The organism is Janthinobacterium sp. ROICE36 (assembly GCF_002869965.1).
Taxonomy (GTDB): domain Bacteria; phylum Pseudomonadota; class Gammaproteobacteria; order Burkholderiales; family Burkholderiaceae_D; genus Janthinobacterium.
The window spans coordinates 1-13,194 of record NZ_PEBS01000105.1 but is presented as its reverse complement, the minus strand read 5'-3'; the positions used below and the strand labels follow the sequence as shown (position 1 = coordinate 13,194).

Genomic DNA, 13,194 nt, shown 5'->3' with positions numbered 1-13,194 from the left:
ATCTACAACCACAACATTCCCCAGCGCGCCTTGGATAACGCAACACCGATTCAGGCGATGAAGAAATGGCAGGAGAAAAAGCCGGAATTATTCGTTAAACGCGTATATAACCAGGCCGGTCTTGACACCTAAACAAGCCGACCCGGAGGTACTCAGGGCGGAGACTGCTTCGGAGCTGCCGGGCTATCTCTGCCGACGCTCATGTTTTCAGGGTGTTTTCGTCGAGTCGATATCTTTCCCAAATTTCAATTTCGACCTTGATTATCTTCATTGCGAGTTCGAGAGCTTGAATTGAATCTATCCCGAACGCGCAACGTAACCTTCTACTGGACGCAGTACCGAGCTCGTAGGGACAGCACCAATCGAAGCCGTCGTCGCGCTCATACGGCATGCCGACCCTGACGGAATATGTTTCAGTGCTTCCATCCTCAAGGCGAAACTCAAATTCCCTCGAAGCTACGACAATATCGATTTCATTTATTTTAAGCATCACGGGGTCGAAGTTTCCAGCAAAAAAATGTAGGGACTGATGAATGACGGCTTATGGCCGAACCCGGCCGTTTGGGCCAGCATAGCAGGTTGTCAGGGTGAAAATCTAGCGGTTGCATCGGCAGGCTGGATTCGCCCCACAGCGGCCTTTCCGTTCTGTGCAAGCAGTCCTACTCCCCCGCTCTAAAGCGTCTTTGCCTGCCGTTTACAGTGCAGTTTCAGTTGGAAAAAATAAAATAGACCTGCCAAGAGTACGAACGCAAATGATTCAACGTAAAGAACAAAATGTCCGGTTTCTACAGCGTTCCAAAACTTCATAGCGGACAGTAATAGCCAAGGAACGGGAACTATAAACCTCGCATTTTTTTGTACAACTTTCAGCATATACAACTTTCGTTCTTAGTTTATTCAGTGACCGCTTCTGGCCGAACTAAGGCAATCACCGCGCAGGGTATTCATGCGAAATATAGTTCTGCCTGAGTAAAATCCCTTAATCGCGGACCGCAGTCATGGTTTGATACTGCATACCTTTAAATTGACTCGCAGGCTCACTTACCATGAATCCCAGGCGTGAATAAACAGGTACTGCAAACAGCGAGGAGCGCACCGTAAGCGAGGGTCCGAGGAAGCCGCTTTGCTCTGCGTGACGCCAGAGTAGTTTTCCGACCCCGCTTCCATGGAACTGGGGGTGAACAAAGAAGTATTTCACATTGCGTTTGCTGGCAATCGCAAACACGCCGGAGAGCCTAGTACCGTGACTGGCCACAACCCATTCCATTTGCTCGTCCTGGAGGAGCTTGGCCACTTGCTCCACCTTAATGCTTTCCAGATACCATTCTGGACAAGGATTCTCAGCGGAAAAGCAACAAGCGAGCGAGGTGAATCGAATTAATTCGGCGATTTCGGCAGCATCGCTGACCAGCGCCTTACGGATTTGTGGATTCATTCTTTCTTTAAACCTTCATTAGGGCTACGGAGTAATCCGGACTGAGCGACATCGAACACAGCATGGCTGGGGACTTCTATAAATTTAGAATTTAGAACGTCCGCCACTGGCCAGTTGCACAACGCAATGGCAACTGCCATGACATTTCTTCACTGTCGCTCCATTTATCTTGATTGACATCGACATTATCACAAGGTGCATATTGGGTAATTATCCTCGACTGGCCGCTTCTGGCCGAACCCGGTCGTTCGGCCCAGCATAGCAAGTTGCCAGGGTAAAAATCTAGCAGTTGCATCCGCAGGCTGCATTCGCCCCAAAGCAGTCGCTCGCAGCTGTGCCGGGCTGGGGCTGCATTAAAGCGCATGTGGCCGTGGAGCAGTCCGCTCGCTCAGGATAACATTATGCCAAGAGCGATTGTCATCTCCGCCACGTTGGCAGCACTTAAGGTATAGGTCTTCATTGAGAGGAGAGTGTTAAGCTAGCGGATGCGAATTGGTAGACTGCAAGCACTGTAGTAGGTCTCGCAGTTCTTATCTTTCTCATTACACAACTTCAAGCCCTCGGCCACCGCTTGATGCAGTATGGCACTGGAGCCGCGGTAATAGTTCCGGTCGCCGATAGTAAAAGCGGCGCAGCCGTTCCTATAGATAAGCTCGGATTGGCAGACCCCACCACCTTTGGCATAGCAGTCAATCAGTGCAGCCGACTTTGCGGCTTGTTCACTCCGCCGGCCGTCCGCTGCTCCCAATATGCCTTTTGGTCCATCGAAAGCAATTGCACCCCAACGGTCTTCCCATACGGGTGCTGGAAGGTCCTGTGCTGTCGGCTGGCCGTACCCGCTGCCGCCACCTGGAATAGGGGCGCATGCCGCTGTCGCGGCCCCACCGATGGGATAATAACCCGACGGGCAGTTTCCCTCGGCATGCGCGCTCATGCTGAGACAATAAAGCAGTGGTAGGATATTCAATATGCTAATGAACTTCATATGCGCCCTGTACCTTGATGAGGTCTGATGATATCTCTTTGCATTGAATCCCTTTTGTTGCGGATGTGCGCTTCTGGCCTAACCCGGCCGTTCGACCCAGCATAGTAGGTTGCCAAAGGTGAAAATCTAGTGGCTGCATCGTCAAGCTGAATTCGCCCCAACGCAGTCGTTGGGAAGTTGGACAACGGTTTAATTATTGAGATTGTAAACTCGCTCGACCTCTGCAGGGGGCAGGTTCGCTAAGCTCGCTTCAATAATTTCAGGGGCCACCCCGAGTGGAAAAAACATGGTGATAATTTCTCCACCCGGTCGCTCCTTGCTTGTTCGATACTCGTATGCCAAATCGAACTCTTCGCCAAGGAAGTCTTCAATGAAGTCGAAAAGTTCATAGTCCTCGACGACAATAATGCACCTATTTCCTTCGGCTAGCCCAACGCTGATGTACGGAAGAATTTGCTTCACGAATGTCCTCTTAGTACTCAGTCGTTGGGGTGACGCCCGAGCCGGCCAGGCGCTGAGTGCTTGTGTCCGGCGGCGGCCTCCAAGCTGCCGGCGCGACCCAGACCAAAGGCAGGCATGTTGACATATACGCTCTCGTAAGCCCCTGCAGCCACCGCGAAGGTTTCGTGCCAGATGCCAACGGTCCCGTCGGTACCGACGGACTGATTGAATTCCTTCCACGCTGGTAGATGAGCTGCCTGTTTGCTGGTAGCGTAGGCCATCAATTGGTCCATAGACCGCCAGTACTGAACCATAATAATCGTTCTTGAAAACCACATCTCCGCATGCAGTAAGCCCAATTCGGGCTGCTGCCGCAGCTCACTAATCATGCGTGGCATCGCGGACGCAACTGGCCACCACTTGTGAACTTTCCACGGTTTATTGAGGCGCATGCCTATGAGGAAAACGACAAAGTCCCCGTCTATTGTTGCGGTGAGCCGTTCACGGTGAATCATGCTACTCCTTACAAACGCTTTTAATGGTCCGCCTTTGAACGAACTCACCACAGGCAGTGGAGGATAACATCTTGCTCATCTGAAGAATACGCGAAAGCTCACATGCTCAGGCAGAGGTGCAGTACGAGAACCAGTAGAAGCATTCAATACCGTTTTTCCCCACCAAGTTACTTCGTTTTCCATGTCTGCATGTCGCTGTTTGTATCCGACGAGTGTAACTTGGACAAGCTCAAGCACCATACTTTCCAGACCAACTTACAAGCGAAGTTGGTGGGGCCAGATGTGGCGGGGCTCTGGCGGGCTATGCATTTATATCAGCCAAAGGTTAGACAAACCATGGAACCTAGTGCAAGATGTTCCGATAGTTGCTTTCACGATACAAACTCTATCAGAATGTCTATGGCTTCTCGACTTACTAGCCTCAACATTGCGATGGGTGCCGTTTTCCGAGGCACCACCTGGCAGCTGAGAGCTCTAATTTAACTACGACCTATTTAACCGAGGAGTTTTGAATGGCATATTCGGCACCGATTCAGCGTAGCGCGCCTACCGCATTTCTTTTTTTAGTTGACCAGTCAGGTTCAATGTCTGACCCGATGGCATCGTCAGAGAAGACCAAAGCACAGTTCGTGGCGGACGTTTTAAATCGTACTTTTATGAATCTGGTGACGCGTTGCACGAAGGCGGGCGGAGTTCGGGACTACTTTGAAATTGGCGTCATCGGCTATGGAAATGGCGCCGCAGGCAATAGCCTCCACGGCGCGCTCAGTTCACAAGTGCTCAATCCGATTTCTGCGATTGAAGCAAATCCGCTTCGGGTCGAAGACAGAAAACGTAAGGTTGATGATGGCGCCGGCGGCATTGTCGAGCAAACCGTCAAGTTCCCGGTCTGGTTCGAACCCCAGGCCAATGGCGGGACACCCATGTGCGAAGCCATCCGCAATGCTGGAGTCGTACTCGCGGCCTGGTGCGACAGCCACCCTGATAGCTACCCACCTACCGTACTCCACGTGACTGACGGCGAATCTACAGACGGCGACCCTGAAGCGATGGCTGAGACATTGAGACAGTTCTCAACAGATGACGGCAACGTGCTGCTCTTGAACCTGCACGTAAGCGCACAGGCAGGCACTCCGGTCTCATTCCCAGCGAGCGAAAATGCACTACCAGACCAGTATGGAAAATTGTTATTCCGCATGTCGAGCCCGCTGCCAGAGCACTTGGTGAAGGCTGTCCAAGAGAAGGGCAATCCCACATCGTCGGAAGCGCGCGGATACGTTTTCAATGCCGAGGCGAGCGAGATTGTCGACTTCTTCGACATCGGTACCAGGGCTTCGCAACTGAGGTAATAGTCTTGAAACTACGTCTCGACTTTGCAGCTTCTGTACCCAAAGACCTGGAACAGGCGGACCTCAATGAGGACAATTGGGCCACAAGCCTAGACCTCACTTGCTTTGCTCTGTCCGATGGCGCGTCCGAGTCCTACGATTCGAAGCGCTGGTCTGAAATGCTCGTAAACAAGTATGCGAGTAATCCTGCCTTCCTACCCGACTGGGTCCACCAGGCCGTCGCTGAGTACAACAGCGGAATTGATTTTTCCAATCTGTCCTGGTCGCAGCAAATGGCCTTTGACAGGGGAAGCTACGCAACGCTCCTCACACTGCAGCTGGCTGAGAACGGCGCCGAAGCTGAGATACTGTCAGTGGGCGATAGCCTGGCAATACACTCCCGTACGGGCGAAGTTTTGATGAGCTATCCATTCACCTTGCCCGAACAGTTTGACGAACGGCCGCAGCTCCTTTCAACACTCTGTGGAGGAAACGACTTCTTAGCTGAGACGAACCTCTTCCACAAAAGGACTTGTAAAACTTGGCACCTCGTTGAAGGCGACGTGATTTATCTGATGACGGACGCTGTCGGCCAATGGTTCTTGCGCTGCCTATCCTCAGTCCCGTCATCATTGGAAGCACTGTCGGAAATCGATACGTTTGATGCATTCATTGAGCTCGTACACCGATGCCGCAGCGAGGGGAACATGAAACTCGACGACTCTACAATGCTCAGGCTAGTAGTCGAAAACGAATAAGTTATGGCATATCCAAGCATCGAGGAATACCAAATCCTCGTCCAAAATCCCTCGACGACTTTCACAGACAAGATTCTGGCGACAGGGACCGTGGCCACGTCAGGAATGGGAACGCCGAAGGTTGTCTCCGGTGGATTTGCGCTGACCTACGCCGTGAACACGCGCGGGAAAGTTTACGCCGTGCGCTGCTTTCACAAGGAAGCAAAAGGCCTAGAACGTCGGTATGCGGCAATTTCGCATGCACTGGCGGCGCTCAAGTCGAAATATTTCGTAGAGTTTGAGTACCAGGCGCAAGGTGTACGGGCGAATCAAGCTACGTATCCTCTGGTGAAGATGGCTTGGGCTTCCGGCGAAACCCTAGGTGAGTTCGTCGAGTCAAACTTCGACAACCCAGCGGCACTTAAGTGTTTGATTACCTCTCTGAATGAGCTAGCGGCGTATCTCGAAAGTTCGGGTGTAGCGCACGGCGATATTCAAGAGGGGAACCTGATGGTGTCCAACGGCGGCCGTAGCATTCAGCTCATTGACTATGACGGGATGTTCGTGCCCGCGCTATCGACGCTCGGCGGCGCGGAACTTGGCCACCGCGATTATCAGCATCCGGGCCGGGATTCCTCCCACTACAGTGTAACGCTTGACCGGTTCTCGTTCATTTCGCTCACCTTGGCACTACGCGCCCTATGCGCTCGCCCCCAATTGTGGATGGAGTCGCAGAGTGGCGGAGGCGTGATTGTCCTTCGCGCAAACGACTTCGCTGACCCGGGGGCGTCTCCGATACTTGCGAAAATCGCTCAGGTCACCGGGTTTGCACAGGACGTCAAAAACTTTCTGTCTGTTTGTGCTGCCCCCTTTGAGCGCACGCCGTCTCTTCGAGACTTCAACACCGCGGCGAATATCCCAACTGCCAATGTCCAAATGGTTGCTCCGAATGAACGGGCGGCGGCCAGCGGCTACATCAGTCAATACCCAGTGCTGAACGGAACCGACTACGACGCGTTTGAAACAAACGTAGGGCAAATGGTCGAGCTTGTCGGGAAGATTGTGGAAGTGAAGTTTGGATTTGGCGTGAATCGCAAGCCGTACATCTTCTTGAACTTCGGTGACTGGCGTAAGAAGAGCGTAAAAATCGCGCTATGGAGTGAAGTCCTGAGTACAGGTCCCAATGTCCCCACGGCGGAATGGAAGGGCCGTTGGGTTACCATCCGAGGCTTAGTTGAACCAGTCTATAAGCGCAGCTATGAAAGTATCGCCCTCACAGCCTCAACGCTCGCCCAAATTTCTACTCTGACAGAAACGGAAGCTCTCTATCGGTTAACGCCATTTGTGAGGCGCGCCCCTAAACCGCAAGCGTCAACGAATGCGGACACGTTACGGCGCTTGAGTGGCGGAAGCCCCGGACAGCCGCAAAGTCCTGCTCAGTCTAGTCCAGCAAATAGAACAACCGTCCCGCCAACCAATCCAGTTCCAAGGACGCCTGTGCCGACAGCAAAGCCGCTGACTGCAAACCAGGCCGCTCTTGCTCGACTACATAGCCAAGCTCCGAGCGCCCCACCTCCGACACCCGCTCCAGCGCAGCCAGCAAGGACTTCGGTTCCTCCCAAACCCATCCAGCCTAGAGGTTCTATTCCGCCATCGCGGAGTGCGCGTGTGCCCAAACAGAATCCACCACCTGAGGGGCTAGGGTCGCTCCTGGGTAAATTGGCCAAGTGGTTTTTTAGCTAGGTCGGTCAAGCCTAGGCTTTAACGGCCCAAAGAGCAGAAGGAAATGGGAGATAAAATGACCAAGGCCCTGCGGCATCGATGAGCAATCCCCTTGGGCACGGCCGCCGAGGACACCGACTACCGCCACGAGAGCGGCCTCGACAAGGCTCTATACCAACGGCTGCTGGCCGGCCTAAGGCTGCAGGAGAAACAGAAGGGGCCGCTGACCGGCCCGACCGACGTCGGCAAGACCTCGCTGGCCTGCGCGCTGGCGCACCCGGATTGCCGCATGGGCCGCAGTGCTTATTACGTTCGTCTGGCGCGCCTGCTCGACGAGCTTAGCATCGGGCGCGCCGACGGTCGCTACATGAAGCTGCTGAAGCAACTGGCCAAAATAGACGTGCTCGTCATCGACGATTGGGGGCTGGCGGTGCTCGACGACGCACACCGACGCGACTTGCTCGAAGTGCTCGACGACCGCCACGGCAGCGGCTCCACCATCGTCACCAGCCAGCTCCCGATTGAGCATTGGCACGCAACCATCGGCGACGCCACGCTGGCCGACGCCATCCTCGACCGTCTGGTCCACAACGCCCACCAGCTCAATTTGAAAGGAGATTCGCTGCGAAAAAAACGGGTCGGTTTGACAAGCACGGCCCGTCCGGAGTAAAACACAACCTCAACCCCACGCCGTCGCGCCCATGGTGTCCAGTTTGGTCTGGAACAGGTGTCCAGTTTGCGTGGAATACGCACGTTGCTCATTTGCCCTCATCCACCTCTCATTAACTTCAACTTCGTAAGGTCGGTCCGCTCCCGGTCCACCTTCGGCATCGGCGTGTCCAGAAACTCCTTGGTAAGGTTCCTGGAATTGGCGTTGTAGGCCCATCGTGCAAACTGCTCAAGTAAGCGGTGTTGCTCAGCCTTCAGACGCTGGTTCTCGGCGGTCAACCGTTCGACATGTTCCAACGCCATCTTCAGCTCAGGGTCCATATTGACATCAGCATTTTCGGCAGGGCTGCCACCAAGCGACCTTTTTCGAGTAACAAATGCGAGGTGGATACGCTCGTAGCGGTGCAGCGCCTGGCGGGTGTATCGCAGGCGAGTACGCTTCTCAATGGCGTCGATGAACATCTCCCAAGTCAGCTTGCCACTCCAGCCATCTAGTACGCCCACTATGGCTTCTATAGCTTCCTCATCGATGTTCTTCTCTCGGGTTCGTGTCATCGGCTAACCTCCTGTATGCCAAGAATTGTGTGCTTGGGCTGTTCTTCATAGCCGAGACGAGCCGCCACCGCGTGTTCAAGCCGGGAAGGGACGTTTGCAGGACTCAGCCGGATGACAGCCCCGCTTGGCACTAATGGATTCTCGAGAATCTCCATGAGCGACGACAGTCGCTCCAACTGTGCGCGATGGTGTTCAACCCATTCCGACGCCCCGAAATCGCCGTCCTCTTCAGCCTTTTCTGCCATTTGAAGAAGTCGAGTAGCCTCTGCGTACGCCAAGCGAGTCCTTCCTTCTTTCTCAACCTCTCCTTTGATGCACACTTGTTCGCCGCAATTGATGCAATCACGATGCATCTGGCACGGCGCCATGACGTAGTCGTGGATGCAGTAGCCGAACTCAGTAGTATGGGCGGTCGGTACCTTGAGGCGTGCGAATTGGTCCCGCGGAATCAAGTTCTTGCGTGACGCTGCCGCTAGGGGACCAAACATGCGCGTATCGTCACCAACGGCCTCCCGGACTCGTGCCAGCAAGGACTCATTTGACTCATGGTCGTAGACCTCGTTCTGCCGAATGTCCTTGCGCCCGGACCATTTTGCTATGTCGAGCTGGCTTAGTCCGCCAGCTTGCGCCAAAGTGTTCAGATAGTGCCTGAATTGGTGAGTAGTGACGTGAATAGAGCTGCCGTCATATTCCGTGAACCCGGCTCGGTCAAAAATAGACTTTTGGTCGTCCCGAGCACCCAATCGATTCCAAATTAGGCCTTGCCCGACCGGCTCGATGATGCACCTGAACGACGACTTCTGAACCTCGACGCCATTTCGAAGAATTACAAAGAGAGCCTCGCTATATCGAAGCCCAATTCCGTCGACCATCACAGGGAATCCCCGTGGAAGCCATTTCACAACAGCAGCTTCAAGGTCTGCGAATCTCACAGCCACGTTTTTTCGGAAAGGGCCGGCCACGGCAATGTTTTTCTTACACCATTCGCGAGCTACCCCAAGGTCGACAGGCTCAGCGTAAAGAATATCGGCTACTTCACGTAAAGTTAGCCACTCCTTGGTTCGTAGGTGCTGCAGTTCGGCAGTAAGATAGATTCTTGTCGGATTTTGCTCGTACCACCGCGCCACCGTGCGAGCCTCATCGGTCAGGCGTCGAATGCGTCCTATTGCTTCCTGAACAACTCCCGACATGGAGGAGACGACCCATTTCACCATCGGGTCAGCCCCCTTGGCAGGCCACCAGCGAAGTCCAAAGTGCTCTCCATTTTCTCCGTTCGGCTGCCGAACCTCACATTTTTCCGGCAGCATAAGAAGCTCATTGATACGGTCAGGTGCCGAACACAGGACGGCACAGGCAGACGAAACCAAGATATCGCCAGGTTCCGTGGCGAGGCGATAGACTTTAGGTAAAGCGCCCAAAGCGGCCTCGCTGGGGAGTTTCGCTGTCCGCCGGTCGTCAAACACCTTCCCGACCCGAACACCTTCAACTGGCCGCGGAATGGGGTTGTGCCAGATTGTGCGAATGCTTGTCAAATGGTTCACACACAGAAACTCCGAAACAAGTTCCAGCTGTCCGCCAGCCCGATATGCCGTTGCAGGAGCAAGTCGGTCCTTAAGCATCTGTGCCGCTCGGTTAAGTATGTGAGAGTCCACTCTAACAGGGTCCGCCGTACCGGCTTCAAGCAAGGCAGCTTCCAGTACTCGTAATGCGACCAGGCGCCCTGAGACATTGTCAGTCGGTCGAAAAGCATGCTGGTTCCGCATGTAGCCTTTGGCGAATGATAGGTACGGTTCCTGCATTGGCACAAAGTTCTTCTTTGTCGAAGTTTCGAGATTGCTGAACACCATTCGAATCGCGTGGTACTTGGCTTTAAGCTCGATGGTCTCGCTAACGTCCCACTTGTTTGCATCGAAATCCAAGTCTTTGCCGAACACCGTAAGACGGCACCGGCAAAACTCGATGAACCCCTCCAGATTTGCCTGCGCATCGAGCTCAGCCCTGGGGACAAATACGACAATCTCACTCATAGGGATGGCTCTTGTTCGGCTCGCACTTCGTTACAAAGCTGAACTACCTGTGCCACAGCATAGATAGTGCGGTCGTTGACCTTTGCAATTCGGGCGTCCGTTGTCGAAAGAAGGCGCTCACGGTCCACGAGCAAATACTCCAAAACTTGCTCATGCGGACCGTCCAGCCACGGCTCAAAACTGCTGCAGGTATAGCAAGCAACTGGTTTCATAAACCCGCAAAAGCCATGTTTCCCACAGCTGGATATACCGTCAAATGAGTTAATGATGGATGGCGCGCGAATGATGCTGGAAGGGTCTTCGGCCCGCGTTGCCTCGGAAAGGCCGGCAATGAGCTTACCCGCAAAAGCTTGTGCGAGAGGCGCCAAGGACATCGCGAGGGTCTTGTTGATGCGCTCGACGATGGCCGGAGTCGAACTGACATAGACGCCGACGTTTTGGGTGTCCGAGTGGTCAAGAAGTTCGGCAATCACTAGCTCACCATGGCCTTCCTCGGCTGCACGTGTCCCGATAGTCTGCCTGAAGCGCTTAGGGGTAATATTCATGAAGTCACCCGTCCGTTCGGATACGACGTGAAGGCGATTCAAGGTCTTGCCAAGAATGTAGCCAATGTGCGCAGCAGTGGAGTGGTAGGCATACCCTTCGACATTTTTTTCGGCTTGTTCCTTGGGGAACAGTGGCGCTTTCTCGACGTCCGGGAGCACCCCGCGGAATCGCTCGCGCACAGTGGCGGCGTATTCGATAACCAGCCGGCCGATTTCCGGCACGAGTACCCGCTCTTTGAACGCCCCTCGGGCATCACTATCTCTAGTCTTTGCGCGCGGCATCCGGACAACAAAAGACTCCAAGCCCTCGGAATCTATCATTTTACTAACATCGGAAACTTTCAAGGCTGCATATTGGGTGGCCCGTTGGCCTAATGTCATAACAAGCCAAGCCAACACATACTCTGAAAGTTCTACCTCTTTACGAGCGAAGGCCTCATTTAGCGCGTGCTGAAGCGCTTCAAGCTCAATATCGGTGAACGGCCCGGTGTAGGGGTCCCTGGTAGCAGTTGCCACACCCTTGCGATTTCCCTTCAATGTAAGCTGCTTCAAAAGGATGACCGCATCGGCCGAGACTCCTCCGTAGCCTAATGCACCCCATTTTCGGACAAGACCCGACAGTACACCGACATACCATTCCTTCTCTTTTCCGAGGGACGCCTTGTAGTTCAGTATATCTGCAGCGGTAACCTCGAAAACAAGCTCGCCCGTCTGGTCAAATTTGAAATGAAAGAATTCCCGACTTTGATAGTAAAGATTTTTCAGGTGCGACAGGGACGAGTTTTCTGCATACCAAACGAGAGTCGCCTTCAGGGCAGTCTTGATGTCATGGACGACAGCGAAGGGCGCGAAATCAGCATAGAATTTGCGCGTCGCTTCGCGCAGTTCCCAGTAATCGGACGTCGGCTCGAAAACGGCATGGCCACGTGTTTGGGCGGTAGGCGGCAAGGTGCCAAAGTAGTTCGCCTGCGGCGACCTAAGTACCATAAGTTGACTCATTTTGTTCTTTTCACCATTTTTTCTTGCATTTCAAGAGACGCTTTGCGTGCCCTACGTTCAGTCGCACGGCGGTTATAAGTCTCGGCTGTTTTAGATGTTGGCTTCCACCCCATCAAGCGTGACCGCATTTTCTGTTCGTTCTCAGGGGCGGTACCGGAATCGTCCATGGCTATCGAGAAGTTATCGTTCCAAGTGTGGCGTAGTACATGCGGCATCACGTCGTCAGGGAGGTCCGGACAGCGCTCTCGTAGTGCTTCGAAAATCTTGTTCAACGCTCGAATGCCTAAGGGGCGCCCACCGTTGGCGACAAAGAGAAACGGATGCTTCTTGGCAAGCGGAAATTTTCGGCGGAAATTGATGATGTAGTCCTGAGTCCGCTTAGCCAGGTCACCATTGAAGGGCAGTACACGGTCCAGCGTCTTGGCGTTAGGCTGAATCCCCCTAGGGTCGTGCTTATCGTCAGCACGACGGACGACCACAACCTCGTTGCTTCGAAAATTGATGAGCCGGATATCGACGCCAAGTAACTCACCGCGACGCACGCCTAAGCCAAGAAGCCACCGGACTATTAGCTCATTTCGGGCCCTAGCATGAGCCCCCTTCCACGGATTCTCCGGCGATTCCGGGCCAATTACTTGCCAAACCCGCTCTTGCGCTTCTTGGGTGAGAGACGTTCGCTTACCTAGACCATTTCGCCCCTTGCCTCCCGGGACGCGAGCCAAGATGGCGTCAAGCACGAGACTCTTCACTTCTATCAATGCAGCAAACATTGGATGTTGTGGTGGAAGGTTGAGTAATCTCCTCTCTGTAAGCCACTTGAGATACCGAGCGATATAGCGGAGCCGCATACCTGCGCTTCCAACCTCAGTATTCGAGGACAAAACTGAACGAGTTCGATAGCCCAGTAGGGAAACCGTAGTGGAGGAACTGGATTTATATGGGATAGTCGCGCGAAGGACTTGAGCTTCGAGGTCGTCAATAGAGAACCGACAATGCCGCGCCAGGTCCTCCACCTCGCCTAATTGCAGGAGCCTACCTTGGGAGAGCCGCTCGTCGAGCGAGATGCCTTGTAGGTCACAAAACAAGAACAGGACCTTCAGTGCGCGAAGGTGCGTATTTCGGTGAACGTGCCCACCCATTCCGGTCTATCGCGCCCACCTGCGCATGAGATGGTGTTACGCGGTTAAATTGTAGTGGGTGCGGTCACGATGGGTCGATATTTATCTCCTTTTTGGG

General features: G+C 53.8%; 13 protein-coding genes and 1 pseudogene. 5 read left to right on the top strand and 9 right to left on the bottom strand.

The window, feature by feature from the left end; translation table 11 throughout:
- A pseudogene (locus CSZ94_RS29000) lies at positions 1–132 on the top strand (IS481 family transposase); the annotation flags it as partial.
- Between the two features lie 67 nt (positions 133–199).
- Here the strand turns inward: CSZ94_RS29000 and CSZ94_RS29370 are convergent.
- From CSZ94_RS29370 to CSZ94_RS25370, 5 genes are all read right to left on the bottom strand, one after another.
- Positions 200–490, bottom strand: a complete 291-nt coding sequence (locus CSZ94_RS29370; protein WP_102124063.1) for a DUF6968 family protein — start codon at positions 488–490, stop codon at positions 200–202.
- Positions 491–979: 489 nt separating this feature from the next.
- Complete coding sequence (locus CSZ94_RS25385; RefSeq protein ID WP_102124062.1) at positions 980–1,435, bottom strand: GNAT family N-acetyltransferase; 456 nt, start codon at positions 1,433–1,435, stop codon at positions 980–982.
- 478 nt (positions 1,436–1,913) lie between these two features.
- Positions 1,914–2,369: a DUF4189 domain-containing protein gene (locus CSZ94_RS29365; RefSeq protein ID WP_374703605.1), complete on the bottom strand. Its 456-nt coding sequence runs from the start codon at positions 2,367–2,369 to the stop codon at positions 1,914–1,916.
- 240 nt (positions 2,370–2,609) lie between these two features.
- Positions 2,610–2,882 (bottom strand): hypothetical protein, encoded by a 273-nt coding sequence (locus CSZ94_RS25375; protein ID WP_102124060.1) that lies wholly within the window; start codon positions 2,880–2,882, stop codon positions 2,610–2,612.
- Between the two features lie 17 nt (positions 2,883–2,899).
- On the bottom strand, positions 2,900–3,376 hold the full coding sequence (locus CSZ94_RS25370) for a DUF4188 domain-containing protein (RefSeq protein ID WP_102124059.1): 477 nt from the start codon (positions 3,374–3,376) through the stop codon (positions 2,900–2,902).
- Between the two features lie 512 nt (positions 3,377–3,888).
- Between CSZ94_RS25370 and CSZ94_RS25365 the strand changes: the two genes are divergently transcribed.
- From CSZ94_RS25365 to CSZ94_RS25350, 4 genes are all read left to right on the top strand, one after another.
- On the top strand, positions 3,889–4,725 hold the full coding sequence (locus CSZ94_RS25365; protein ID WP_102124058.1) for a vWA domain-containing protein: 837 nt from the start codon (positions 3,889–3,891) through the stop codon (positions 4,723–4,725).
- Positions 4,726–4,730: 5 nt separating this feature from the next.
- The gene (locus CSZ94_RS25360) at positions 4,731–5,462 is read left to right on the top strand and encodes a hypothetical protein (RefSeq protein WP_102124057.1); all 732 of its coding nucleotides are present in this window, start codon (positions 4,731–4,733) and stop codon (positions 5,460–5,462) included.
- A 3-nt stretch (positions 5,463–5,465) separates the two neighbouring features.
- The gene (locus tag CSZ94_RS25355) at positions 5,466–7,184 is read left to right on the top strand and encodes a serine/threonine protein kinase (RefSeq protein ID WP_102124056.1); all 1,719 of its coding nucleotides are present in this window, start codon (positions 5,466–5,468) and stop codon (positions 7,182–7,184) included.
- A gap of 91 nt (positions 7,185–7,275) precedes the next feature.
- Positions 7,276–7,833, top strand: a complete 558-nt coding sequence (locus CSZ94_RS25350; protein WP_308410604.1) for an ATP-binding protein — start codon at positions 7,276–7,278, stop codon at positions 7,831–7,833.
- Between the two features lie 98 nt (positions 7,834–7,931).
- Here CSZ94_RS25350 and CSZ94_RS25345 read toward each other — a convergent pair whose 3' ends face one another.
- Genes CSZ94_RS25345 through CSZ94_RS28185 form a run of 4 tightly spaced genes read right to left on the bottom strand, consistent with a single transcriptional unit; the run spans position 7,932 to position 12,728 of the window.
- Positions 7,932–8,387, bottom strand: a complete 456-nt coding sequence (locus CSZ94_RS25345) for a hypothetical protein (RefSeq protein WP_102124054.1) — start codon at positions 8,385–8,387, stop codon at positions 7,932–7,934.
- On the bottom strand, positions 8,384–10,414 hold the full coding sequence (locus CSZ94_RS25340; RefSeq protein ID WP_102124053.1) for an integrase: 2,031 nt from the start codon (positions 10,412–10,414) through the stop codon (positions 8,384–8,386). The genes CSZ94_RS25345 and CSZ94_RS25340 overlap by 4 nt, the downstream gene beginning before the upstream one ends.
- On the bottom strand, positions 10,411–11,958 hold the full coding sequence (locus tag CSZ94_RS25335) for a site-specific integrase (protein WP_180977630.1): 1,548 nt from the start codon (positions 11,956–11,958) through the stop codon (positions 10,411–10,413). The genes CSZ94_RS25340 and CSZ94_RS25335 overlap by 4 nt, the downstream gene beginning before the upstream one ends.
- Positions 11,955–12,728: a tyrosine-type recombinase/integrase gene (locus tag CSZ94_RS28185; protein WP_258001199.1), complete on the bottom strand. Its 774-nt coding sequence runs from the start codon at positions 12,726–12,728 to the stop codon at positions 11,955–11,957. Before CSZ94_RS28185 ends, CSZ94_RS25335 begins: the two co-directional genes overlap by 4 nt.
- Between the last annotated feature and the right edge of the window lie 466 nt (positions 12,729–13,194).